The sequence below is a fragment of the Roseomonas sp. TS2 genome, from assembly GCF_058833935.1.
In genome coordinates, this window is record NZ_JCACVY010000008.1 from 45,768 (window position 1) to 67,429 (window position 21,662).

Consider the following 21,662-nt stretch of genomic DNA (forward strand, 5'->3'; position numbering starts at 1 on the left):
GCGGGATGACGGCGACGGTCAAGACAGGACGAGGGGAGGAGCGCTTGACGCAACTTGGATACAAGAATACTAGTATACAAGTCCAGGAGTGAGGGAACGGACCATGACGGGTCTGGTGCTGGAGCACCGTGCGCCGATCGCCCGCGAGCTGTACGCGGCGCTGCGCCAGCGCATCCTCACCGGCGCGCTGGAACCCGGCACCACCATCTCCGAGACTTCCTATGCCGGGCAGATGGGCGTCAGCCGCACCCCGGTGCGCGAGGTGTTCCGCCGCCTGGCGGATGAGGGGCTGCTGGAGGTCCGGCCGCAGGTCGGCACCTATGTCGCCGCCATCAGCCTGACCGCGGTGCATGACAGCCAGTTCGTGCGCGAGACGCTGGAATGCCGCACCGTGCGCATGGCGGTGGAGCGTGCCCGGCCCGAGGATGACGCGGCCCTTCGCGCGCATCTGGAGCGGCAGCGCCCGGCCGTGCTGGCGGGCGACTACATCGCCTTCTTCCCCGCCGACGAGGCGCTGCATGTCGAGCTGATCCGGATGGCCGGCCGCGCCGCCATCTGGAGCGTCATCCAGGACGTCAAGACGCAGCTCGACCGCGTCCGCTACCTCTCCTTCGAAAGCCGCGACTGGCTCGGCAAGATCTTCGCCGAGCATGAGCGGATCGTGGAGCGCGTCATCGCCCGCGACGCCGACGGCGCCGAGGCGATCATGCGCGAGCACCTGCGCACCGTCTTCACCGCCATCGAGCGCCTGATGGCCAGCAAGCCCCATTTCTTCGCGCCCAGCCGCTGACAGCGGCGCAGCCAGGACGAATCCCCATGGTCGCCATCTCGGTCACCAGGCCGCATGTGCTGGAACTGTTCGACAACGCTCCCCTGCCCCCGCAGGCGGGGGAGGTGCAGATCCGCGTGCAGCGCGCCGGCATCTGCGGCTCGGACCTGCACATCTTCCACGGCAGCAACCCCTTCGCGAAGTATCCGCGCATCATCGGCCACGAATTCGCGGGGCAGGTGGAGGCAGTGGGCGAGGGCGTCGAGGGCCTGGCGCCCGGCGACCGCGTGGTGGTGGACCCGGTGGTCTCCTGCGGCCATTGCTACGCCTGCCGCATCGGCCGCTCCAATGTGTGCGGCAGGCTGGAGGTGCTGGGCGTCCATCGCGACGGCGGCTTCCGCGACCGCGTGACGGTGCCCGCCGCCAACGCCGTGAAGGTGCCGGGCGGCCTGCCGATCGAGCTGGCCGCCCTGGCCGAGCCCTTCTCCATCGCCGCCAACATGCTGACGCGCACCGGCATCGACGCGGGGGATTCCGTGCTGATCTACGGCGCCGGCACGGTGGGGCTGACGGTGCTGCAGGTGGCGAAGCTGCACGGCGCCCGCTGCATCGTGGCCGATCTCGACGCGGCGCGGCTGGAGCGGGCGCGGAGCTTCGGCGCCGATGTGGTGGTGAACTCCGCCACGCACTCCGTGCCCGAGGCGGTGGCCGGCGAGCATGACGGGCTCGGCCCTTCGCTGGTGATCGACGGCGCCGGCGTGCCGGCGTTGCTGGAGGAGGCCTGCCGCGTGGCCAGTCCCGCCGCGCGCATCGGCATCCTCGGCTTCTCGCCCGCGCCCTGCAATGTGAGCCAGCAGGAGATCGTCAAGAAGGAGCTGACCCTGGTCGGCTCCCGCCTGAACCGGCGGCTGCTGCCGCAGGTGGTGCAATGGCTGGCCGAGGGCCGCCTGCGCCCCGCCGCCATGATCACCCAGACCTTCGCGGCGGCCGACGCGCCCGCCGCCTTCGAGCTCATCGAGAAGGACCCGGGCAGCACCGTGAAGGTGCAGCTCGCCTTCGACGCCTGACATCCGCCCTTCGGAGGAAAGCAAGAATGGCCATCACCCTCGCCCCCCGCCGCCGCACCGTGCTGGGCGGCCTCGCCGGCATCCTCGCCGCGGGCGTCGCCCCCGCCCACAAGGCCCATGCGGCGACGACGCTGAAGCTCGGCCACCTCGGCAACGAGGACAACACCTGGCACAAGGCCAGCCTGAAGTTCGCCGAGGAGGTGGCGCGCCGCACCAAGGGCGCCATCGAGATCCGCGTCTTCCCGAACGAGCAGCTCGGCAAGGAGACGGACCTCATCAAGGGCATCCAGCTCGGCACGGTGGACTTCACCATCACCGGTGAGTCGCTGCAGAACTGGGCGCCCTCCGCCGCGCTGCTGGCCGTGCCCTACGCGGTGCGCGACCTCGCGCACATGGACCGCGTCGTCAGCGGCCCGATCGGCGCCAGGATCGCCGAGGACATCGCGGCGAAGACGCAGCTGAAGACGCTGGCCTATTTCGCCCGCGGCCCGCGCTACCTCACCTCCAACCGGCCGATCACCCGCCCCGAGGAGCTGAACGGGCTGAAGCTGCGCGTGCCGAACGTGCCGCTCTTCGTCAAGTTCTGGGAGGCGCTGGGCGCCAAGCCGACGCCGATGGCCTTCTCCGAGGTGTTCACCTCGCTGCAGAACCACACCATCGACGCGCAGGAGAACCCGCTGGCGCTGATCAAGTCGGCCAGCTTCAGCGAGGTGCAGAGCACCATCAACCGCACCGAGCATGTGCTGAGCTGGATCTACATCGTCGGCGGCACGCGCAAGCTGGGCCGCCTGCCGGCCGAGCAGCAGGCGGCCATCGCCGAGGCGGCCAAGGCCGCGCAGGAATATGAGCGCGGCCTGTTCCTGGAGGACGAGAAGAACCTCGCCGCCGAGCTGACCGCCAAGGGCATGAAGTTCGTCGACGTGGACAAGGCCGCCTTCGCCAGCAAGGGCAAGGAAGCGGTGGCCGGCGCGCTGAACGCCGAGATCCGCCCGCTCTACGAGCAGATCATCGCCGCCTGAGCCCCGGCCGGGGCGGCGGGGGCCGGCCCCCGTCGCCTCCCGCGCGGAAGGAAACTCCATGCGCCTCGTCCTCGCCGCCGTGCTGGCGGCCATCCGCTCGGTGTGCCGCGCCGGCACGCTGCTGGCCTTCGCCGTGCTGATCGGCGTCGTCACCATCCAGGTGCTCGGCCGCATCCCCGGCTTCCCCTCCTTCTCCTGGACGGAGGAGGTGGCGCGCTTCGCCCTGGTCTATCTGGTCGGCTTCTCCTGCGGCCTGGCGCTGCTGCGCGGCGAGATGGTCAATGTCGACCTCTTCGTGGCGCCGCTGCCGGCCGGCCTGCGCCGCGCCATCGAGCGGCTGGTGGACGCGATCGTGCTGGCCTTCAGCCTGCTCATCATCCCCGGCGCCTGGGATTACGTGACCTTCAGCATGGGCGAGCGCGCCCGCTCCATCGACATGCCGATGATCGTGATCTACGCGGTGATGCTGCTGATCCCGGTGTCGCTGGCCCTCTTCTCCGCCTTCCGGCTGCTCGGCCATGCCGAGACCCCGCCCGCCTCGCACGGGGAGCTCACCTGATGCTCGTCACGCTGCTCTTCGCCACCTTCGCCCTCTGCCTGGTGCTAGGCGCGCCGGTCGGCATCGCCCTGGGCCTCGCCGGCGCCGTCTACCTGATCGGCGCCGACATCGACCTCTCGGTGGTGGCGCAGTTCACCTATGCGGGCATGGACAGCTTCGTGCTGCTCTGCATCCCCGGCTTCGTGCTGGCCGGCAACCTGATGAATGGCGGCGGCATCACCGACCAGATCGTGCGCTTCGGCAATTCGCTGGTCGGCCACATCCGCGGCGGCCTCGGGCTTGCCAACGTCACGGGCTCGATGATCTTCGCCGGCATCTCCGGCACCGCGGTCGCCGAGACGGCCTCGATCGGCTCGGTCATGATCCCGGCCATGCGCCGCTCGGGCTACGACGCGCCCTTCGCCGCCGCCGTCACCGCCGCCGCCTCCACCGTCGGCCCGATCATCCCGCCCAGCGTGCCGATGATCATCGTCGGCACCCTCTCCGGCCTCTCGGTCGGCAAGATGTTCCTGGCTGGCGCCGTCCCCGGGCTGCTGCTCGGCCTCGGCATGATGATCACGGTGTACATCCTCTCGCGCCGGCGCGGCTACCCGAAGGGTCAGTGGGCCGGCTTCGGCGAGATCCTGCGTTCCAGCCGCGGCGCCTTCTGGGCGCTGCTGATGACGGCCGTCATCCTCTACGGCATCGTGGGCGGCCTGTTCACGCCCACCGAGGCCTCGGTGGTCGCGGCGCTCTACGCCTTCGTCGTCGGGCTGTTCATCTACAAGGGCTTCACCCTGCGCGACATCCCCGGCATCCTGCTGGAGAGCGCCATCGGCTCCGGCGCGCTGATCCTGCTGGTGGGCTTCGCCAACGTGTTCGGCTGGATCCTGACCAGCGAGCAGATCCCGCAGCGCATCGCCGAGGCCATGCTCTCGGTCACCGACAACAAGTACCTCATCCTGCTGATGGTGAACGTGCTGCTGCTGATCGTCGGCACCTTCATGGAGACGATCGCGGCGCTGATCATCCTCTTCCCGCCACTGCTGGCGGTGGCCACGGCGGTCGGCATCGACCCGATCCACTTCGCCATCGTCGTCGTGCTGAACCTGATGATCGGGCTGACGACGCCGCCGGTGGGGGTCTGCCTCTTCGTCGCCGCCAACATCGCCAAGGTGTCGCTGGGCGCGGTCAGCCGGGCCATCATACCCTTCCTGATCTGCAACATCATCGTGCTGATGCTGGTCAGCTTCATCCCCGGCATCTCGCTCTGGCTGCCGAGCCTCTACTTCAAGTGAGCCGCGCGGCGGTCCCGCCGGGGCCGCCGTCCCACCTCCTTCCCTCCGGTGCCCCGATGACCGAAGCCGCGCCCCGCCTCTCCCCCGCGACCCTCGGCCGCCTCGCGCCGGGCGGCGCCGTGCTGCTGCCGCGCTACGACCGCGCGGCGCTGCGCCCTGCCATCGTGCATCTCGGCCTCGGCGCCTTCTTCCGCGCCCATGGCGCCCACTACACCGAGGATGTGCTGAACCAGGCCGGCGGCGACTGGGGCATCCTCGGCGTCTCCCTCCAGCGGCCGGACCAGCGGGACCGGCTGGCGCCGCAGGGCGGCCTCTACACCACGCTGGAACGCGGGCCGGACGGCGAGCGGGCGCGCATCGTCGGCTGCCTGCTCGGCGTGATGGTGGCGCCCGAGGACCCCGCCGCCGTGGTGGCGCGGCTGGCCGACCCGGAGACGCGCATCGTCAGCCTGACCGTGACCGAGAAGGGCTACTGCCACGACCCCGCCACGGGCCGGCTGAACCTCGCCCACCCCGACATCGCGCACGACCTGGAGAACCCCGAAGCGCCGCGCAGCGCGGTGGGCTTCCTCGCCGCCGCGCTGCGCCGCCGCCGGGATGCGGGGCAGGCGCCCTTCACCGTGCTGTGCTGCGATAACCTGCCGCACAACGGCGCCCTCGTCGCCGGGCTGGTGCGCGATTTCGCGGCGCGGCGCGACCCGGCCTTCGCCGAATGGATCGCCGCCGAGGTGTGCTTCCCCGCCACCATGGTGGACCGCATCGTGCCCGCCCTCGCGGAGGCCGACCTCGCCGCCGCCGAGGCCACCACAGGCCTGGCCGATCATGCGCCGGTGGGGCACGAGCCCTTCCGCCAATGGGTGATCGAGGACCGCTTCGGCCCCCTGGGACGCCCAGCGTGGGAGATGGCGGGCGCGCAGCTCGTGGCCGATGTGGCGCCCTTCGAGCACATGAAGCTGCGCCTGCTGAATGGCGCGCATTCGGCGCTGGCCTATCTCGGCTACCTCGCCGGGCACGAGACCATCGTGGACGCCGTCTCGGACCCGGTCTTCGCCGCCTATGCCCGGCGGCTCTGGGCCGAGGTCCGGCCCATGGTGCCACAGCCGCCCGGCCAGGACCTCGAGGCCTATACCGAGGCGCTGCTGGCGCGCTTCGGCAACCCCGCCATCCGGCACCGCACCTGGCAGATCGCCATGGATGGCTCGCAGAAGCTGCCGCAGCGCCTGCTCTCCACGGTGCGGGAGCGGCGGGCGGCGGGGCTGCCCATCCCGGCCCTGGCGCTCGCCATCGCCGCCTGGGCGCGCTACGCCGGCGGCACGGACGAGACGGGCGCGCCGATCGACGTGCGTGACCCGCTGGCCGCAGAACTGCGCGCGCGGCTGGACGCCGCCGGCCCCGCGCCCGCCGCGCGCATCGCCGCGCTGCTGGCGGTGGAGGCCGTCTTCGGTACCGACCTGCCGGCCGACCCGGCCTTCGTCAGCGCCGTCACCACGGCTTATGAAACCCTGCTGAGCGCCGGCGCCCGCGCCGCCGTCTCGGCCTGACACGATCCCGCAAGGAGGGATTTCCCCCATGGAAGAAACCTGGCGCTGGTTCGGCCCCGACGACGCGGTGAAGCTGAACCACATCCGGCAGACCGGCGCGCGCGGCATCGTCACCTCGCTGCACCACATCCCCTATGGCGTGGTCTGGTCGGTGGAGGAGATCGAGAAGCGCAAGGCGATCCTGGCGGAGGACGCCTCGCTCGGCCTCTCCTGGAGCGTGGTGGAAAGCCTGCCGGTGCATGAGAAGATCCGCCGCGGCGATGCCGACTGCGCGGCGCTCTTCGAGAACTACCGCGCCTCGATGCGCAACCTCGCCGCCTGCGGTGTCAAGGTCATCTGCTACAACTTCATGCCGGTGCTGGACTGGACGCGCACCGAACTGGCGCATCCGCTGCCGGGCGGCGGCACGGCGCTGCGCTTCAACGCGCACCAGTATGTGGCCTTCGACGTGTTCATGCTGGAGCGCCCCGGCGCGGCGGAGGGCGTGGCGCCCGAGCTGCTGGCCCGCGCCAAGGCATGGGTGGACAACGCCACCCAGGCGCAGAAGGACACGCTGCTCGCCTCCATCATGGCTGGCCTGCCCGGTGCCTTCGACCGCTACGACATCCCCGGCCTGCGCCGCATCCTGGCCGAGTACGGCCAGATGACGCGCGCCGATTTGCAGGCCAACCTGAAGCGCTTCCTGCAGGAGGTGATTCCCACGGCGGAAGAGGTCGGCATCAGCCTCTGCATGCATCCCGATGATCCGCCGCGCCCGCTCTTCGGCCTGCCGCGCATCGTCTCCAACGAGCAGGACATCGCCGACCTGCTGGCCATGGTGGACAGCCCGGCCAACGGGCTGACCCTGTGCAGCGGCTCGCTCGGCGCGGGGCCGGGCAACGACGTGCCGGCCATCGCCCGCCGCTTCGCGGACCGCATCCGCTTCGCGCATCTGCGCAACGTCGCCAAGGAGCCGGACGGCTCCTTCATGGAGGCCGACCATCTCGGCGGCGACGTGAACATGGTGGCCGTGGTCGAGGCGCTGCTGACCGAGCAGAAGCGCCGCCAGGAGGCAGGCATCGCCGACTGGCGCATCCCCTTCCGCCCGGACCACGGGCACGAACTGCTGGACGATGTCGGCAAGCCGACCTTCCCGGGCTACCCGGCGATCGGCCGGATGCGCGGGCTGGCCGAGCTGCGTGGCGTCATCGCGGCCCTTGCCGCGGTGAAGAACCTGCCGGTCTGAGGCCGGGAAGGGCGGGGGAGGCCTCCCCCGCCGGGCCTCAGAGCATCGGGCGGCCGCCGGTCACCGGGATCAGCGCGCCGCTCATGTAGCTGCCCTCGTCGGAAGCCAGCAGAACATAGGCGCCGGCCAGTTCCGCCGGCTGGCCGGGGCGGCCCATCGGCGTGTTCTCGCCGAAGCTCTGCACCGTCTCGCCATCCATCGTCGAGGGGATCAGCGGCGTCCAGATCGGGCCGGGCGCCACGGCGTTCACACGGACGCCCTTCTCCGCCACCAGCTGCGCCAGCCCGGCCGTGAAGTTGGCGATGGCGCCCTTCGTCGTCGCATAGGCCAGCAGGCTGGGCGAGGGGGTCTTGGCGTTGATCGAGCTGGTGTTGATGATGGCGGCCCCCGGCTTCAGGTGCGGCATCGCCGCCTTGCACAGGTAGAACTGGCTGTAGATGTTGGTGCGGAAGGTGACGTCCCACTCCTCCGCGCTGATGTCCTCGATGCCGGAGAAGGTCGCCTGGTGCGCGGCGTTGTTCACCAGGATGTCGAGCCGGCCGAATTCCTGGACCGCGCGCTGCACCAGCGCCTGGCAATGCGCCTCCTGCTTGATGTCGCCCGCCACCAGCACGGCCTTGCGCCCCGCCTGCTCCACCCAGCGGGCGGTCTCGTGCGCATCCTCCTCCTCGTTGTAGTAGGAGATCAGCACATCCGCCCCCTCGCGCGCATAGGCGATGGCGACAGCGCGGCCGATGCCGGAATCCGCGCCGGTGATGAGCGCCGCGCGGCCCTGCAGCTTGCCGCTGCCCTTGTAGCTTTCCTCGCCATGGTCCGGGCGCGGGCGCATCGCCTCGGTGCTGCCGGGCATCTCCTGCTGCTGCTTCGGCAGGGGGTTCTCGATGGTCATGTCGGTCTTCCTCGCATAGGGGCTGCGTGGCTAACCAGCGCGCCGCGCGAGAGTTCCGGCCGCATGCCGGCGCAATGGCCGGATGGCCGGGGGCCCCGCCCGGGCGCCATCCTCCCGGCTCCAGACTTCCGGGAGAGACCCCATGCCCCGCTTCCGCTGCGTGCCGATGCCGACCGGGACGGCGCGCCGCTTCCGCCAGACCGGCTGCGACGACCGCGGCCTGCCGCTGCACCGCCGGGCGGTGGACGGCCCCGGCTTTCCCTGCCGCCACTGCCTGCGCCTCGGCCTGCCCGGCGAGACGATGCTGCTCGGCAGCTACGACCTGCCGCATCCGCTCGGCACCTACTGGACGCCGAGCCCCGTCTTCCTGCACGCGGAGGAATGCCCGCGCTACGCGGCGGAGGACGAGATCGCTCCCATCGTGCTGGCCAACGGGCTGGTCTCGATCCGCGCCTATGACGCTGCGGAGCTGTGCCTCTACGATCTCGGCCATGTCTGCGAGGGCGCGGCGGTGGCCGCGCCGCTGGCGCGCGCCCTGGAGGATCCGCGCACCCGCTTCGTCAACATCCACACCGCCCGCCCCGGCTGCCTGCTGACTGCGGTGGAGCGGCTGGGCTAGCGGTGGAAGCTGCCGATTTGCCGCGCAGAACGGAAGCTCCTGCCGCGCGGCGTGGGCCAGGATCGGCGCCATCCCCCGGATGGATGGACGAGGACACCCCTGCATGGCCGCCTTCTCGCTGCGCCCGCTGACGCCCGACGACCTGCCGGCGGCGCAGGCCCTCACCGCCGCGCTGCGCTGGCCGCACCGGGTGGAGGACTGGGCCTTCGCCCTGGCCCTGGGCGAGGCGCTGGCGGCCGAGGTGGAGGGCCGGCTGGCCGGCACCGCCTTCGGCTGGCGGCATGGCGCGGATTTCGCCACGCTCGGCCTGGTGATCGTGGACGATGCCCTGCAGGGCCGAGGCATCGGCCGCCGGCTGACGCAGGGCGTGCTGGACCGCCTGGGCGAGGGCTGTCGGGTGCTGCTGCATGCCACCGAGCCCGGCCTGCCGCTCTATCGCAGCCTGGGCTTCCGGCCGGTGGGGGAGATCCGCCAGCACAATGGCCTGGTCGTGGCCGCGGGCGGGGAAGCGCCGCCGCCCGGCTTCCGCCTGCGGCCGCTGCGCCCGGAGGACGTGCCGGACCTGCTGGCGCTCGACGCCGAGGCCACCGGCATGGCGCGCGCCGCCCTGCTGCACGCCGTGCTGCCGCTGGCCGAGGGGGTGGTGCTGGAGCGGGCCGGGCGGGCGGCGGGCTTCGCGCTGATCCGTCCCTTCGGCCGGGGCGAGGTGGTGGGGCCCGTGGTGGCGCCCGGCGTGGCGGCGGCGCGGGCGCTGATCGGCCACTGGCTGGCGGCGCGCACGGGGCGCTTCCTGCGGCTCGACGTGCCCCCGGAAAGCGGCCTCGGCGCCTGGCTGGCGGCGCAGGGCCTGCCCGAGGTGAGCGGCGTCATTGGCATGATGCGCGGCGCGCCGCCGGCACGCTCGCCGGAGCTTGGTGTTTATGGGCTGGTCAGCCAGTCGCTGGGCTGAAGGCGGCGGGCGGCGCCGGACGCCCGGCAGGGGGTGCGCGGCAGCCACGGGCGGCTATGCTGGCGGGATCACGGCAGGAGGCGCGAGGCATGACGACAACAGCCCGGAGCGGGACGCCGGCCGCCACGCTGCGCCCCCTGGCGCCGGAGGACCTGCCCGCCGCGCAGCGGCTGAGCGCGCGGATGCGCTGGCCGCACCGCCTGGAGGACTGGGCCTTTTTGCGCCGCCTCGGCGAGGGTCTGGCGGCCGAGCGCGACGGGCGGCTGGTCGGCACCGCCATGGGCTGGCGCCTCGGCGCCGGCTTCGCCCGCATCGGCATGGTACTGGCCGAACCGCCCGGCTACGACACGGCGCTGGCCCGGCTGCTGATGCAGGCGCTGGTGGCGCGGCTGGAGCGGTCCGGCATCCTGCTCAACGCCACGCCGGCGGGGCTGCCGCTCTACACCGCGCTGGGCTTCGCGCCAACCGGCGTGGTGCGGCAGTACCAGGGCGCCTCCTTCTCCATCGGCCTCGTGCCGCTGCCGCCAGGCCACCGGCTGCGGCCCATCGGCCGGCGCGACCACCCGGCGCTGGCGGCGCTCGATGCGGCGGCGACAGGGCTGCCCCGTCCCGCGCTGGTCGGGGCGCTGCTGGACGGCGCCAAGGGCGTGGCGCTGGACCGCGAGGGGGAGGTGGCGGGCTTCGCGCTGCTGCGCCGCTTCGGCCAGGGCCAGGTGATCGGCCCCGTGGTTGCGCCGGACGAGGCGACGGCGAAGGCGCTGATCGGCCACTGGCTCGGGGTGCAGCAGGGGCAGTTCGTGCGCCTGGACGTGCCGGCGGAGAGCGGCCTGCCGGCCTGGCTGGAGGCGCTCGGCCTCGACGATGCCGGTATCGTCACCGGCATGGCGCTGGGCGATGTGCTGCGCCCGGCGGCGGATGCGCCGCGCTGCTACGCGCTGGCCAGCCAGAGCCTCGGCTGAGGCCGCGGCCTTGTCAGCCGCGCCGCCGCCTCGCTAGAGTCGGGCTTGGCCCCCGGAGGGTCTCCCCGACAACCGGAAACACGCCGCATGGTGCCTGGCGCCCCCAAGCTGGACCGCATCGACATCCGCATCCTCTCGCATCTGCAGAAGAACGGCCGCGCCACCAATGTCGAGCTGGCCGAGGCGGTGGGGCTTTCCGCCAGCCCCTGCCTGGCGCGCGTCAAGCGGCTGGAGAAGGCGGGCTACATCACCGGCTACAGCGCGCAGGTGCAGCTGCAGAAGCTCGGCAGCACCGTCATCATCTACACGCAGATCACCCTGGCCGACCACCGCAGCCAGGATTTCTCCCGCTTCGAATCCCGCGTGCGGCAGATGAGCGAGGTGACGGAGTGCTACCTCGTCAGCGGCGGCTACGACTACCTGATCAAGTTCGTCGCCTTCTCCATCCAGCACTACCAGGAGACGATGGAGCGGATGCTGGCGATGAACATCGGCGTGGAGAAGTACTTCTCCTATGTCGTGATGAAGCCGGTTTTCGTGAAGCAGCACCACGACCTGGAAGGCTTCCTCAACCGGACGGAATGAGGCGCGCGGAATGAGGCGCCCGCTCAGGGGTCCGGCTGCAGGATGCTCATGATCCAGAGGATCGTGGCCTCGCGGCCGGAGCGGTTGGCGAGGCCGTGCGGCTGGCGGCTGTCGAACTGGAAGCTGTCGCCCTCGGCCAGCTCCGCCTGCTGCCCGTCCACCGTCAGCACGACGCGGCCGGAGACGACATAGCCTCCCTTCTCGCCCGGCCCGGTCAGCATCTCCTCGGCGGCGGCGCCGGGCGGCAGCGTCACCATCAGGAAGCGCAGCCCGCGCTCGCCGCGTGGCGAGAGAAGCTCCTTCACCATCCGCGACGGCCCGACCAGCACCCGCGGGCGCTGCGCACGGCGCTGCACGAAGGGAGGCGTCTCCGCCGCCTCCGGGCCGGGCTCGCCGCCGGGCTCGGCTTCCGCCGCGCCGAGGAAGGCCCAGAGATTGACTCCGAGCGCCGAGGTCAGGCGCTGGATTGTCTTGATCGAGGGATTGGACTGGCCGCGCTCGATCTGGCTGATCAGCCCGGCGGAGAGGCTGGCCTTCGCCGCCAGGGCGGGGATGGTCAGCCCCTGCTCGGCACGCAGCGCGCGCAGCCGGATGCCGATGCGCACCGCGCCATCCGCGGCCGGCGCTGCTGTCTCCGCCACTGTCATCCCGTGCGATCCTTTCCTCTGCGCGGCGGGAGAGTCGCGAATCGGGCGCTTCCGCCATTTTGCCGCGCCAGGGATGCAGAACACGGCTTGACCGGTGTTTCAATATAATGAAACGATCCATTCCGTCTTTCGGGCCGATCTGCGCCGGATGCGCGCGGAGGGGCGGAAGGCGGGGGAGGCCTGTGTCACGCGGCGCAACGCCATGCCGAAGGAAATGGGCTTGAGCAGCGTCTCCGCCTTGTTGCGACACCGCGCGAACCGCGATGCGGCCTGCCATGCCGCGTGGCCAACCCTGGATAGTGGAATGCCCGGACGATGAGCAGCTACGTGATACGCCGCCTGCTACAGGGTGCCGGCCTTTTGCTGCTTGTCTCGATGATCGGCTTCGCCATCCTGCATCTGGCGCCCGGCGGCCCGCTCTCGCAATTCGCCGCCGGCGGCGACATGACGCAGGAGGATCTCGACCGCGTCGCGGAGCAGCTCGGCCTGAACCGGCCGCTGCCGATCCAGTATCTGGACTGGCTGTGGCGCATGCTGCAGGGGGATTGGGGCGTTTCCTACCGCGACCAGCAGCCGGTGCTCTCCGTCATCGGCTCGCATCTGGGCGCGACGCTGGAGCTGATGCTGACCTCGACCCTGCTGGCCATGGCGATCGGCGCCTGGGTCGGCATCCTCGGCGCCATCCGCCGCTACTCGCTGTTCGACGGGCTGGCGACCATCGGCGCCATGATCGCCCTGTCCATCCCGACCTTCTGGTTCGGCCTGGTGGTGATCTACGTGTTTTCCGTCGGCCTCGAATGGCTGCCTTCGGGCAACCGCTACACGATCGGCGATGAATCCCTGGCCAACCGCATCCACCACCTGATCGGCCCCTGCATGGTGCTGGCGCTGGTGAGCACGGCGGTGTGGAGCCGCTACATGCGCTCCTCGATGCTCGACGTGATCCACCAGGACTACATCCGCACCGCGCGCTCCAAGGGCATTCCGGAGCGGCGCATCCTGATCCACCATGCCGTGCGCAACGCGCTGCTGCCGATGATCACCATCACCGGCCTGCACCTGCCGACGCTGCTCAGCGGCGCGCTGGTGACGGAGACGGTGTTCACCTGGCCAGGGATGGGCCGGCTGTTCCTCGATTCCATCAACTACCGCGACTATCCGGTGGTCATGGGCATCCTGATGTTCACCGCCGTGCTGGTGCTGCTGGGCAGCCTGCTGGCCGACCTCCTCTACCATGTCGCGGACCCCCGCCTCGGAGCGAACCCCACATGAGCGCATCGAGCAGCGTGGTGGCGCCCGCCGCCCCGCCCCGGCCCGCCCGCCGCCGTGGCGGCGCGCTGCGGCGCTTCGCCCGCCACAAGCTGGCGGTGTTCGGCGCCGGCATCATCCTCTTCCTCACCCTGGCCTGCGCCATCGGCCCCTACCTGCTGCCCTTCACCGACACCTTCATCGACATCATGCAGCGCTTCGCCCCACCCTTCTCCGGCGCGCATGTGCTGGGCACCGACGCGCTGGGGCGCGACATGCTGGCGCGGCTGCTGATGGCGGGGCGCATCTCGCTGCTGGTGGGCTTCTCGGCCATGGCCATCAGCATGGTCATCGGCATCACCGTGGGCATCGTGTCGGGCTATTACGGCGGCGTGCTGGGCACGGTGCTGATGCGCTTCGTCGACGCCATGCTGTGCTTCCCCAGCATCTTCCTGCTGCTGGCCATTTCGGCGCTGATCAACGCCTCGGTCAGCTCCATCATCATCCTCATCGCCGTCACCTCCTGGATGGAGGTGGCGCGAATCGTCGAGGCGCAGATCCGCGCGCTGCGGGCGCGCGACTTCGCCGTGGCCGCCGAGGCGCTGGGCGCCAGCGACCGGCGCGTGATGTTCCGCGAGCTGCTGCCCAATGCCATCGCGCCCATCGTCGTCGCCGCCACGCTGAACGTGGCGCACGCCATCCTCGCCGAATCCTACATCAGCTTCCTCGGCTACGGCATCCAGCCGCCGACGCCGAGCTGGGGCAACATGCTCGACAGCGCGCAGAGCTACCTCACCAGCGCACCCTGGCTCGCCATCCTGCCGGGCGCCGCCATCACCCTCGCGGTCACCAGCTTCAACTTCATCGGCGACGGGCTGCGGGACGCGCTCGACCCGCGCATGGATGGCCGGTGATGGAGACGGCCACCATGACACAGGCCCCCGCCCGCCCGGCCGCCGGCGAGGACGACGTCCTCGAGGTGCGCGGCCTCAACATCTCCTTCCACACCCCGGCCGGCGAGATCCCGGCGGTGCGCGACGTCTCCTTCCGCGTCCGGCGCGGCGAGACCCTGGCGCTGGTGGGCGAATCCGGCTCGGGCAAGAGCGTCACCAGCCTCGGCATCCTGCGCCTCACGCCGAAGCCGCCCTTCTGCTCGATCAGCGGCCAGGTGCTGCTGCGCGGCCGGGACGGCACGATGCGCGACCTCGTCGCCCTGCCCGAGGCGGAGATGCGCGGCGTGCGCGGGCGCGACGCGGCGATGATCTTCCAGGAGCCGATGACCTCGCTGAACCCGGTGCACCGCGTTGGCGACCAGATCGCGGAATCCATCCGCTTCCACGAGGGGCTCAGCCGCCGCGCCGCGCTCGACAAGGCGGCCGACCTGCTGGACCTGGTCGGCATCCCCGATGCGCGCCGGCGGCTCGGCGCCTTCCCGCACGAGATGTCGGGCGGCATGCGCCAGCGCGTCATGATCGCCATGGCGCTGGCCTGCGAGCCGCGCCTGCTGATCGCCGACGAGCCGACCACGGCGCTCGACGTCACCATCCAGGCGCAGATCCTCGACCTGCTGCGCCGCCTGCAGGAACGCACGCGGATGGCCGTCATCTTCATCACCCACAATCTCGGCGTCGTCGCCGAGATCGCCGACCGGGTGATGGTGATGTACACCGGCCGCGTGGTGGAGCAGGCGGCGGTGCGCCCGCTCTTCCGGGCGCCGCTGATGCCCTACACGCGCGGCCTGCTGCGCTCCGTGCCGCGGCTCGACTTCGCGGGGCTGGGGCGGGAGAAGCTGGCCGCCATCCCCGGCACCGTGCCGGACCCGCTGGAACCGCCGCCGGGATGCAGCTTCGGCCCCCGCTGCGGCGCCTTCCTGCCGGGAAGCTGCGACACCGCCATACCGCCCCTGCAGGAGGCGCTGCCCGGCCACCAGGTGCGCTGCGTGCGCTGGTCCGCCCTGACGGGGGAGGCGGCATGATCCCGGACATGACCGCCCCCCTGCTGGAAGTGCGCGACCTGCGGAAGTGGTTCGACGGGCCACGGCCGGGCCTGTTCCGCAAGCGGGCGGTGGTGAAGGCCGTCGATGGCGTCTCCTTCGACATCCGGCACGGCGAGGTGCTGAGCCTGGTGGGCGAATCCGGCTCCGGCAAGAGCACGGTGGGCCGCACCGTGCTGCGGCTGGCACGGCCGACCGCCGGCCAGATCCGCTTCGCCGGCGACGACATCACCAGCCTCTCGCGCGATGCGATGCGGCCCTTCCGCCAGAAGATGCAGCTCGTCTTCCAGGACCCCTACGCCTCGCTCAACCCGAAGATGACGGTGGAGGACATCGTCGGCGCGCCGCTGGAGATCCATGCGCCGGAGCTGTCCGCGGCGGCGCGGCGGCAGCGCGTGGCGGAGACGCTGGCGCTGGTCGGGCTGCTGCCGTCGCACGCGGCGCGCTACCCGCATGAATTCTCGGGCGGTCAGCGGCAGCGCCTCGGCATCGCCCGCGCGCTGATCATGCAGCCGCAGCTGCTGATCGCCGACGAGCCGGTCTCGGCGCTCGACGTCTCGATCCAGGCGCAGGTGGTGAACCTGCTGCTGGAGCTGAAGGAGCGGCTCGGCCTCACCATCCTCTTCATCTCGCACGACCTCGCCGTGGTCGGGCACATCTCGGACCGCATCGCGGTGATGTATCTCGGCCGGCTGGTCGAGGTGGCGCCGACGCGCGCCCTCTTCACCATGCCGCGCCACCCCTATACCGAGGCGCTGCTCTCCGCCGTGCCGATCCCCGACCCCACCATCCAGCGGGAGCGGATCATGCTGGCGGGCGACATGCCGAGCCCGCTCGATCCGCCTTCGGGATGCAGCTTCCGCACGCGCTGCCGCTACGCCCTGCCGGCCTGCGCGGGCGCGGTGCCGGCGCTGCGCGAGGTGGCGCCGGGCCATCTCAAGGCCTGCATCCGCGACGACCTGCACCTCGTGGCGCCGACGGGGCTCGACGCATGAGCGCCGCCGGGCGCGTCGCGGCGCTGTGGCGCTATCCGGTCAGCTCGATGGGCGGCGAGCGGCTGGAGCGGATGGAGCTGCTGCCCTCCGGCGCGGCGGGCGACCGAACCCACGGCGTGTTCCATGCCGGGACGGGCGAGATCGCCTATCCCGGCCGGAAGCGCGAATGGATGGCGCTGCCGCGCGCCTTCTCCCGACGCGCGGCGGATGGCGCGGTGGAGGTCAGCACGGATGGGCAGGGCTGGGCCGGCATCGACGATCCGGGCGGTCTCGCGCCGCTCTCGGCCCTCTATGGCTTCCCCGCCGCCATCCGCCCCTATGGCGGGGAAGGCGAGGCGGGTCCGCGGCCGCGCTACGCACGGGCGCCCCTGCATCTGCTGACCACCGCCGCCCTGCGCACCCTGCAGGCCGCCATTCCGGCCAGCGTGCTGGATGAGCGGCGCTTCCGCCCCAACATCCTGATCGACACGCCGGAGGATGTGCAGGGCATCCCGGAATATGGCTGGGTCGGGCGGGAATTCCGGCTCGGCGGCGCCGTGCTGCGCGGCACCATCCCCTGTGCCCGCTGCGCCTTCACCACGCTGGAGCAGCCGGGCCTGCCGGACGACCGCGAGGTGCTGCGCGCCCTGCTGCACCGCTTCGGGCGCGATCTCGGCCTCTATTGCGAGGTGGTGCGGCCCGGCCCCATCACGGCGGGCGATGCCGTGACGCTGCCGGAAGCGGCCTCCGCCTGACGCGGCCGGGAGGGAGCGCCTCCCGGCCTGCACGCGGCCTTACGTGGCCCAGTACCATTCGCGCATGTTCCAGGTGTTCTGGCGCGCGTTGATGTTGGGGCGGTAGCCGATCAGCTGGTCCTTGGTGCCTTCCACCGGCGCGTACTGGAAGATGGGCAGGATCGGCAGCTCCTCGCGCACGATCTCCTGCAGGCGGAAATACACCGCCTTGCGGCGCGCCTGGTCGAAGCTCGTCTGGCCCTCAATCAGCAGCCTGTCCACCTCCGGGTTGACCCACTGCATGTAGTTGCCGCCGCTGCCGCCGCGCACGGGGATGGCGTCGCTGGCGAAGCGCGTCGCCGGGTCGGGGTCGATGCCGGTGCGGAAGGCGGTGCCCACCAGCAGCGACTGGAACTTGGAGCGCACATAGAACTCGCCCCAGATCACCGCCGCCGCCATGTTGTTGATCTTCATGGAGACGCCGATCTTCTGCCAGTCCTGCATCATCAGCTGCTGGCACTGCTCGCGCAGCGCCGCGCCGGTGGTGGTGGAGACGGCGAATTCCAGCGGCACGCCGTTCTTCTGGCGGATGCCGTTGCCGCCGCGCGCCCAGCCCGCCTTATCCAGCAGCGCGTTGGCGCGGCCGATGTCGAAGCTGTGCGCCGGAAGGTCCGGGTTGTAGGCCCAGGATTCGCGGGGGGCGAAGGATTCAGTCGGCTTGTGCAGGCCGTAGTAGATGATGTCGATGATGCCCTTCTTGTTGATGGCGTGGTACAGCGCCTGCCGCACCGCCTTCTCGGAAAGGGCAGGCAGCTCCAGGTTCGGCATCAGCACCTCGAGCGAGGCGTTCGGGATGGTCGTCACCTTGCGGCCCGGCAGCTTCACCGCCTCGGCGTAGAAATTGGCCGGGATGCCGGTGCCGATGATCAGGTCCACCTGTCCGGTGCGGAACTGCGCGTAGAGCGCCGTCTGGTCCGGGATGTATTTCAGGATGGCCCGCTCCAGGTAGGGGCCCTTGCCGTGGTAGCGTTCATTGGCCGCGAGCTGGATGTGGTCGCCCGGCACGCGGCTGCTCCAGCGGAACGGTCCGGTGCCGACCGGCGCCGCGTTGAAGGGGGCCGTGTTCGGGTCCGCCGCCTTCTCCAGGATGTGCCGGGGCACGATGTAGGTGTTGGAGAGCAGCGCCAGATAGGGCGCGTAGGCCTTCTCCATCCGCCAGGCGATCTCGTGCGGCCCCTTCACCACGATCTCACGCACCAGGCTGTGGCCCTGGCGGGTGCGGGTGCGGAAGGCGGCGTTGTTGATCAGCTCCAGCGTGTAGCGCACATCCTCGGCGGTGAAGGGCGCGCCATCGTGCCAGACGGCGCCTTCGCGCAGCTTCACCGTCCAGGCCAGGCCGTCCTCGCTGATGCCGCCATTCGCGGTGGAGGGCACCTCCACCGCCAGGTCCGGCACCAGCACGCCGTCCGTCTCCGGGTACCACAGCGTGCTGAACACGTTCATCCACACCGTCTCGTCCACCTCGATGCCGGGCATCAGCGGGTTGAAGACGGTGGGCTCCTGCGAGATGCCGACGACCGCCTGCCCCTTGCGGGTGGCAGGCGGCGGCGGCACGGCGCGCTGCGCCCGCGCCCCGTTGCCCGCCAGCGTGGCGCCCGCGCCCAGCGCCAGCAGCCCGCGCCGGCCCAGCGCCGGGCGTGACAGGATGTTCCGGATGTTGTCCATGATGGTCAGCCCCCGCTGTGGCGCCCGCGGCCGGGCCGCAAGCCGCGGCCGGGAGCGCGCTCGTTCTTGCCCTGTGCCCGACACGCGCCGCGCAGCCACGGAGGCGGCGCGGCGTGACGGGATCGTCCCCCGCAGAGGCCGCCGGGCTTGCCGCCGGCTTGCATCTGCAACGCGGCGATTGTGCGCCGCGCGTCTGGCCAGGATCATGCCGATTGCGGCGGATCGTTGCGAAGAAAATACCGATTCCGGCCGGCGGCGCGGCAGGCCCTGCCGCCGCGCGCCCTCAGGAAATCCGGTCCTGCAGCCGGTAGTAGAGGCCGGCCAGCGGCATGAACCAGGGCGGGCCGAAATGCCCGGGCACCGGCTTCCAGGCCAGGTCGCGGAACGGGTTGGCTTCCGGCCTGCCATCCATCACCGCGGCCATCACGCCCCCCATGTGCACCGACATCTGCACGCCATGGCCGCTGTAGCCGGTGGCATAGAACAGCCCGTCCTGCTCGCCGGCACGCGGCAGCCGGTCCTGCGTCGCGTCGATGATGCCACCCCAGCAATAGTCGATGCCGACGCGGCCGAGCTGCGGGAAGGTCTCGTGCAGGCCGCGCTCCAGCACGCGTCCGCTCCTTGCGTCCGAGGCGCGGGAGGGCAGGGCGAAGCGCGCCCGCCCGCCCCAAACCAGCCGCCCGTCCGGCGTGGTGCGGAAGTAGTTGCCGATGATGCGGGTGGTGGTGCCGTTGCGGCCCGTGGGCATGAGGGCGGCGAGCCGTGCCGCGCCCAGCGGCTCCGTGACGATGACGAAGGAGCCGAGCGGCACCAGGCGCCGGCGGAAGTAGAAGGGGCCGAGCCGGCTCGCCCCGGTGGCCAGCAGCACCTGCCGCGCCCGCAGCGTGCCGCGCGCCGTGGCGACCGCGTGCCCGCCCGCCTGCCGCTTCAGGGAGAGCACCGGGGTGTTCTCGAAGATGCGCGCACCCTGGCGGCGCGCCGCCTCGGCCAGCCCGGTGCCGAAGCGGCCGACATGCATCTGCGCGCTGCGGCGGAACACCAGCCCGCCGAAGAAGCGCTCCGAGCCGATCTCGGCGCCGAGCCGCTCGCGCGGCACCAGCTCGGTCTCCGCATCGGCCTCGCGGTGCAGCAGGTCGAAGCCGCGCGCCATCTTCTCGTAATGCGCGGGCTTCGCCGCCAGCTTGATCTTGCCGCAGCGGCGGAAGTCGCAGGCGATCTGTTCCTCGCGGGCGAGGCGTTCCACCGTGTCCACCGCATCGTCGAAGGCGTGGTAGAGGCGGCGGGCGTGGTCGAGGCCGAGGCTGGCGGCGAGGCCGGCGAAGTCGTGCGCCGTGCCGTTGTTGACATGCCCGCCATTGCGGCCCGAGGCCGCGCCCATGACGCGCCCGGCCTCCAGCAGCGCCACGCTGGCGCCCTTGCGCGCCAGGTGCAGCGCGGCGGAGAGGCCGGTGAAGCCGCCGCCGATGACAGCGACATCGACGCCGCCCTCGGCCGGGCCCGGCTCCGCGCCGGTGAAGGGCGGGGCGGTGTCCAGCCAGTAGGGCAGCATCCTCACGTCACATCATCCCCGGCTTCTGGATGCGCGAGCCATCGACGAGCCGCGCGTAGCGGAAGGGCGTGGGGTCCACCACGGGGGCGCGGCCCAGCACGAGATCGGCCGCCAGCCGCCCCGCGCCGGGGCCGATGCCGAAGCCATGCCCGCTGTAGCCGGTGGAGAGGAACAGCCCCGGCAGCGGGTCCACCGCGCCGATCACCGGCACGGCGTCCGGCGTGGAATCGATCCAGCCGCCCCACAGCTTCGCCATCTTCACCCCCGCCAGCGCCGGGTAGGAGCGGCCGAGCTGCGCCAGCGCCGGCGCCACGATGGCCGCGTTCGGCGTGGGGTCGAGGGTGCGCATGTCCTCCGCCTCGAAGATGGTGGGGCGGTCCATCCGCCAGCGCCCGGTGATCGCCTGCGGGCCGCGGAAGAAGGATTCGCCGAGGCCGAACTTCACCATCTTCCACCGCGCCACCAGGGTCGGCCAGAACTTGCGCGCGTAGCGGATGCCCTGCGGCGTGATCTCGATCTGCCCGCGGTTGTTGGCGGCGATGATGTAGCCGCCATCCTCCCGCCGGCCGATCGTCACATCTGGCGTGTAGAGCCCACCCGGCGTCACCTCCGCCGCCGGCTCGGTGAGGAAGACGGTGGAGCGGATGCTCGATTGCGGCAGGTCGATGCCGTGCCGGCGCAGCAGCATCGACGACCAGGCGCCGCCCGCCAGCAGCACCGCGCCCGCGCGCAGCGTGCCGTGCTCGGTGATGACGCCGGCGACCCGGCCGCCCTGGATGTCGAGCCCGCGCACCGCGCAGCGCTGGTGGATGGTCGCGCCGAGGCGGCGCGCCGCGGCGGCGATGGCGGGCGCGGCCTTGCGCGGCTCGGCCATGCCGTCGCGCGGGGAATGCACGCCGCCGATCCAGCCGCCGCCCGGGGCGTGGTGCGGGTTCCTCGCTTCCGCCTCGGCGGCAGTGAGGATCTGGTTGTGCACCTGGTAGCCGCGCGCCATCTCCACCCAGCGGCGCCAGCTCTCCAGCTCCGCCTCGCTGCGCGTGACATAGGTCAGCCCGGTGCGGCGGAAGCCGACATCGATGCCCGCCTCGCGCGGCAGCGTGTCCCACAGCTCCATGCTCTTCAGCATGACGGGGATCTCTCGCTCGTCGCGGTTCTGCACCCGGCACCAGCCCCAGTTGCGGCTGGACTGCTCGCCGGCGATCACGCCCTTCTCCAGCAGCGCCACGCGCTGCCCGGCCTGGGCCAGGAAATAGGCGGCGCAGACGCCGGCGATGCCGCCGCCGATGATCGCGACATCCACCTCCTGCGGCAGGGCGGTGTCACTGGCGACGGGA

At 71.6% G+C, this 21,662-nt stretch carries 21 protein-coding genes; 16 read left to right on the forward strand and 5 right to left on the reverse strand.

Annotation, left to right across the window (positions count from 1 at the left end):
- Window positions 1-103: 103 nt before the first annotated feature.
- The 7 genes from ACZJYS_RS03210 to uxuA are packed head-to-tail and all read left to right on the forward strand — an operon-like array spanning window position 104 to window position 7,457.
- Complete coding sequence (locus ACZJYS_RS03210) at window positions 104-790, forward strand: GntR family transcriptional regulator (RefSeq protein ID WP_379640862.1); 687 nt, start codon at window positions 104-106, stop codon at window positions 788-790.
- A gap of 26 nt (window positions 791-816) precedes the next feature.
- A complete protein-coding gene (locus ACZJYS_RS03215) occupies window positions 817-1,836 on the forward strand; it encodes a Zn-dependent oxidoreductase (RefSeq protein ID WP_493175757.1) in 1,020 nt (339 codons plus the stop codon).
- 26 nt (window positions 1,837-1,862) lie between these two features.
- Window positions 1,863-2,855 carry a TRAP transporter substrate-binding protein gene (locus ACZJYS_RS03220; RefSeq protein WP_493175759.1) on the forward strand — a complete coding sequence of 331 codons (993 nt, stop codon included), beginning with the start codon at window positions 1,863-1,865 and terminating at the stop codon, window positions 2,853-2,855.
- A gap of 58 nt (window positions 2,856-2,913) precedes the next feature.
- Window positions 2,914-3,414 carry a TRAP transporter small permease gene (locus ACZJYS_RS03225; RefSeq protein ID WP_109517373.1) on the forward strand — a complete coding sequence of 167 codons (501 nt, stop codon included), beginning with the start codon at window positions 2,914-2,916 and terminating at the stop codon, window positions 3,412-3,414.
- Window positions 3,414-4,691, forward strand: coding sequence for a TRAP transporter large permease (locus tag ACZJYS_RS03230; RefSeq protein ID WP_493175761.1), 1,278 nt, complete (start codon window positions 3,414-3,416; stop codon window positions 4,689-4,691). The genes ACZJYS_RS03225 and ACZJYS_RS03230 overlap by 1 nt, the downstream gene beginning before the upstream one ends.
- A 56-nt stretch (window positions 4,692-4,747) precedes the next feature.
- Window positions 4,748-6,232 carry a mannitol dehydrogenase family protein gene (locus ACZJYS_RS03235; RefSeq protein ID WP_493175763.1) on the forward strand — a complete coding sequence of 495 codons (1,485 nt, stop codon included), beginning with the start codon at window positions 4,748-4,750 and terminating at the stop codon, window positions 6,230-6,232.
- A 28-nt stretch (window positions 6,233-6,260) separates the two neighbouring features.
- On the forward strand, window positions 6,261-7,457 hold the full coding sequence (uxuA, locus tag ACZJYS_RS03240) for a mannonate dehydratase (protein ID WP_493175765.1): 1,197 nt from the start codon (window positions 6,261-6,263) through the stop codon (window positions 7,455-7,457).
- Between the two features lie 37 nt (window positions 7,458-7,494).
- Here the strand turns inward: uxuA and ACZJYS_RS03245 are convergent, their stop codons facing one another.
- Complete coding sequence (locus ACZJYS_RS03245) at window positions 7,495-8,346, reverse strand: SDR family oxidoreductase (protein ID WP_493175767.1); 852 nt, start codon at window positions 8,344-8,346, stop codon at window positions 7,495-7,497.
- A gap of 142 nt (window positions 8,347-8,488) precedes the next feature.
- Between ACZJYS_RS03245 and ACZJYS_RS03250 the strand changes: the two genes are divergently transcribed.
- The 4 genes from ACZJYS_RS03250 (at window position 8,489) to ACZJYS_RS03265 (ending at window position 11,458) form a co-directional block, all read left to right on the forward strand.
- Window positions 8,489-8,965, forward strand: coding sequence for a DUF1203 domain-containing protein (locus tag ACZJYS_RS03250; RefSeq protein ID WP_493175769.1), 477 nt, complete (start codon window positions 8,489-8,491; stop codon window positions 8,963-8,965).
- Window positions 8,966-9,068: 103 nt separating this feature from the next.
- Window positions 9,069-9,914, forward strand: a complete 846-nt coding sequence (locus ACZJYS_RS03255; protein ID WP_109517379.1) for a GNAT family N-acetyltransferase — start codon at window positions 9,069-9,071, stop codon at window positions 9,912-9,914.
- An 89-nt stretch (window positions 9,915-10,003) separates the two neighbouring features.
- Window positions 10,004-10,873: a GNAT family N-acetyltransferase gene (locus tag ACZJYS_RS03260; protein WP_493175772.1), complete on the forward strand. Its 870-nt coding sequence runs from the start codon at window positions 10,004-10,006 to the stop codon at window positions 10,871-10,873.
- Between the two features lie 87 nt (window positions 10,874-10,960).
- Window positions 10,961-11,458: an Lrp/AsnC family transcriptional regulator gene (locus ACZJYS_RS03265; protein WP_109517381.1), complete on the forward strand. Its 498-nt coding sequence runs from the start codon at window positions 10,961-10,963 to the stop codon at window positions 11,456-11,458.
- A 23-nt stretch (window positions 11,459-11,481) separates the two neighbouring features.
- Here ACZJYS_RS03265 and ACZJYS_RS03270 read toward each other — a convergent pair whose 3' ends face one another.
- Entirely contained in the window at window positions 11,482-12,105 is a 624-nt protein-coding gene (locus tag ACZJYS_RS03270; protein WP_493175774.1) for a cupin domain-containing protein, read from the reverse strand.
- 315 nt (window positions 12,106-12,420) lie between these two features.
- Here ACZJYS_RS03270 and ACZJYS_RS03275 point away from each other — a divergent pair, with 315 nt between their 5' ends.
- Genes ACZJYS_RS03275 through ACZJYS_RS03295 form a run of 5 tightly spaced genes read left to right on the forward strand, consistent with a single transcriptional unit; the run spans window position 12,421 to window position 17,075 of the window.
- Window positions 12,421-13,377, forward strand: a complete 957-nt coding sequence (locus tag ACZJYS_RS03275; protein WP_109517383.1) for an ABC transporter permease — start codon at window positions 12,421-12,423, stop codon at window positions 13,375-13,377.
- Window positions 13,374-14,267, forward strand: coding sequence for an ABC transporter permease (locus ACZJYS_RS03280; protein ID WP_493175776.1), 894 nt, complete (start codon window positions 13,374-13,376; stop codon window positions 14,265-14,267). Before ACZJYS_RS03275 ends, ACZJYS_RS03280 begins: the two co-directional genes overlap by 4 nt.
- Before the next feature lie 14 nt (window positions 14,268-14,281).
- Window positions 14,282-15,328, forward strand: coding sequence for an ABC transporter ATP-binding protein (locus tag ACZJYS_RS03285; RefSeq protein WP_493175778.1), 1,047 nt, complete (start codon window positions 14,282-14,284; stop codon window positions 15,326-15,328).
- A gap of 8 nt (window positions 15,329-15,336) precedes the next feature.
- Window positions 15,337-16,341 (forward strand): ABC transporter ATP-binding protein, encoded by a 1,005-nt coding sequence (locus tag ACZJYS_RS03290; protein ID WP_493175779.1) that lies wholly within the window; start codon window positions 15,337-15,339, stop codon window positions 16,339-16,341.
- Window positions 16,338-17,075, forward strand: a complete 738-nt coding sequence (locus ACZJYS_RS03295) for an MOSC domain-containing protein (RefSeq protein WP_493175781.1) — start codon at window positions 16,338-16,340, stop codon at window positions 17,073-17,075. The genes ACZJYS_RS03290 and ACZJYS_RS03295 overlap by 4 nt, the downstream gene beginning before the upstream one ends.
- A 39-nt stretch (window positions 17,076-17,114) precedes the next feature.
- Here ACZJYS_RS03295 and ACZJYS_RS03300 read toward each other — a convergent pair whose 3' ends face one another.
- From ACZJYS_RS03300 to ACZJYS_RS03310, 3 genes are all read right to left on the reverse strand, one after another.
- Window positions 17,115-18,779, reverse strand: a complete 1,665-nt coding sequence (locus tag ACZJYS_RS03300) for a peptide ABC transporter substrate-binding protein (RefSeq protein ID WP_493175782.1) — start codon at window positions 18,777-18,779, stop codon at window positions 17,115-17,117.
- A gap of 283 nt (window positions 18,780-19,062) precedes the next feature.
- Window positions 19,063-20,328 (reverse strand): NAD(P)/FAD-dependent oxidoreductase, encoded by a 1,266-nt coding sequence (locus ACZJYS_RS03305; protein ID WP_493175785.1) that lies wholly within the window; start codon window positions 20,326-20,328, stop codon window positions 19,063-19,065.
- 7 nt (window positions 20,329-20,335) lie between these two features.
- The coding region (locus ACZJYS_RS03310) for an NAD(P)/FAD-dependent oxidoreductase (RefSeq protein WP_493175783.1) at window positions 20,336-21,662 on the reverse strand (1,327 nt) is incomplete at its 5' end.

What these genes read in the sequence shown, in the direction of transcription:
- ACZJYS_RS03210 (WP_379640862.1), top strand. Translation starts at nt 104, where the DNA reads ATGACGGGTCTGGTGCTGGAGCACCGTGCGCCGATCGCCCGCGAGCTG.
- ACZJYS_RS03215 (WP_493175757.1), top strand. Translation starts at nt 817, where the DNA reads ATGGTCGCCATCTCGGTCACCAGGCCGCATGTGCTGGAACTGTTCGAC.
- ACZJYS_RS03220 (WP_493175759.1), top strand. Translation starts at nt 1,863, where the DNA reads ATGGCCATCACCCTCGCCCCCCGCCGCCGCACCGTGCTGGGCGGCCTC.
- ACZJYS_RS03225 (WP_109517373.1), top strand. Translation starts at nt 2,914, where the DNA reads ATGCGCCTCGTCCTCGCCGCCGTGCTGGCGGCCATCCGCTCGGTGTGC.
- ACZJYS_RS03230 (WP_493175761.1), top strand. Translation starts at nt 3,414, where the DNA reads ATGCTCGTCACGCTGCTCTTCGCCACCTTCGCCCTCTGCCTGGTGCTA.
- ACZJYS_RS03235 (WP_493175763.1), top strand. Translation starts at nt 4,748, where the DNA reads ATGACCGAAGCCGCGCCCCGCCTCTCCCCCGCGACCCTCGGCCGCCTC.
- uxuA (WP_493175765.1), top strand. Translation starts at nt 6,261, where the DNA reads ATGGAAGAAACCTGGCGCTGGTTCGGCCCCGACGACGCGGTGAAGCTG.
- ACZJYS_RS03245 (WP_493175767.1), bottom strand. Translation starts at nt 8,346, where the DNA reads ATGACCATCGAGAACCCCCTGCCGAAGCAGCAGCAGGAGATGCCCGGC.
- ACZJYS_RS03250 (WP_493175769.1), top strand. Translation starts at nt 8,489, where the DNA reads ATGCCCCGCTTCCGCTGCGTGCCGATGCCGACCGGGACGGCGCGCCGC.
- ACZJYS_RS03255 (WP_109517379.1), top strand. Translation starts at nt 9,069, where the DNA reads ATGGCCGCCTTCTCGCTGCGCCCGCTGACGCCCGACGACCTGCCGGCG.
- ACZJYS_RS03260 (WP_493175772.1), top strand. Translation starts at nt 10,004, where the DNA reads ATGACGACAACAGCCCGGAGCGGGACGCCGGCCGCCACGCTGCGCCCC.
- ACZJYS_RS03265 (WP_109517381.1), top strand. Translation starts at nt 10,961, where the DNA reads ATGGTGCCTGGCGCCCCCAAGCTGGACCGCATCGACATCCGCATCCTC.
- ACZJYS_RS03270 (WP_493175774.1), bottom strand. Translation starts at nt 12,105, where the DNA reads ATGACAGTGGCGGAGACAGCAGCGCCGGCCGCGGATGGCGCGGTGCGC.
- ACZJYS_RS03275 (WP_109517383.1), top strand. Translation starts at nt 12,421, where the DNA reads ATGAGCAGCTACGTGATACGCCGCCTGCTACAGGGTGCCGGCCTTTTG.
- ACZJYS_RS03280 (WP_493175776.1), top strand. Translation starts at nt 13,374, where the DNA reads ATGAGCGCATCGAGCAGCGTGGTGGCGCCCGCCGCCCCGCCCCGGCCC.
- ACZJYS_RS03285 (WP_493175778.1), top strand. Translation starts at nt 14,282, where the DNA reads ATGACACAGGCCCCCGCCCGCCCGGCCGCCGGCGAGGACGACGTCCTC.
- ACZJYS_RS03290 (WP_493175779.1), top strand. Translation starts at nt 15,337, where the DNA reads ATGACCGCCCCCCTGCTGGAAGTGCGCGACCTGCGGAAGTGGTTCGAC.
- ACZJYS_RS03295 (WP_493175781.1), top strand. Translation starts at nt 16,338, where the DNA reads ATGAGCGCCGCCGGGCGCGTCGCGGCGCTGTGGCGCTATCCGGTCAGC.
- ACZJYS_RS03300 (WP_493175782.1), bottom strand. Translation starts at nt 18,779, where the DNA reads ATGGACAACATCCGGAACATCCTGTCACGCCCGGCGCTGGGCCGGCGC.
- ACZJYS_RS03305 (WP_493175785.1), bottom strand. Translation starts at nt 20,328, where the DNA reads ATGCTGCCCTACTGGCTGGACACCGCCCCGCCCTTCACCGGCGCGGAG.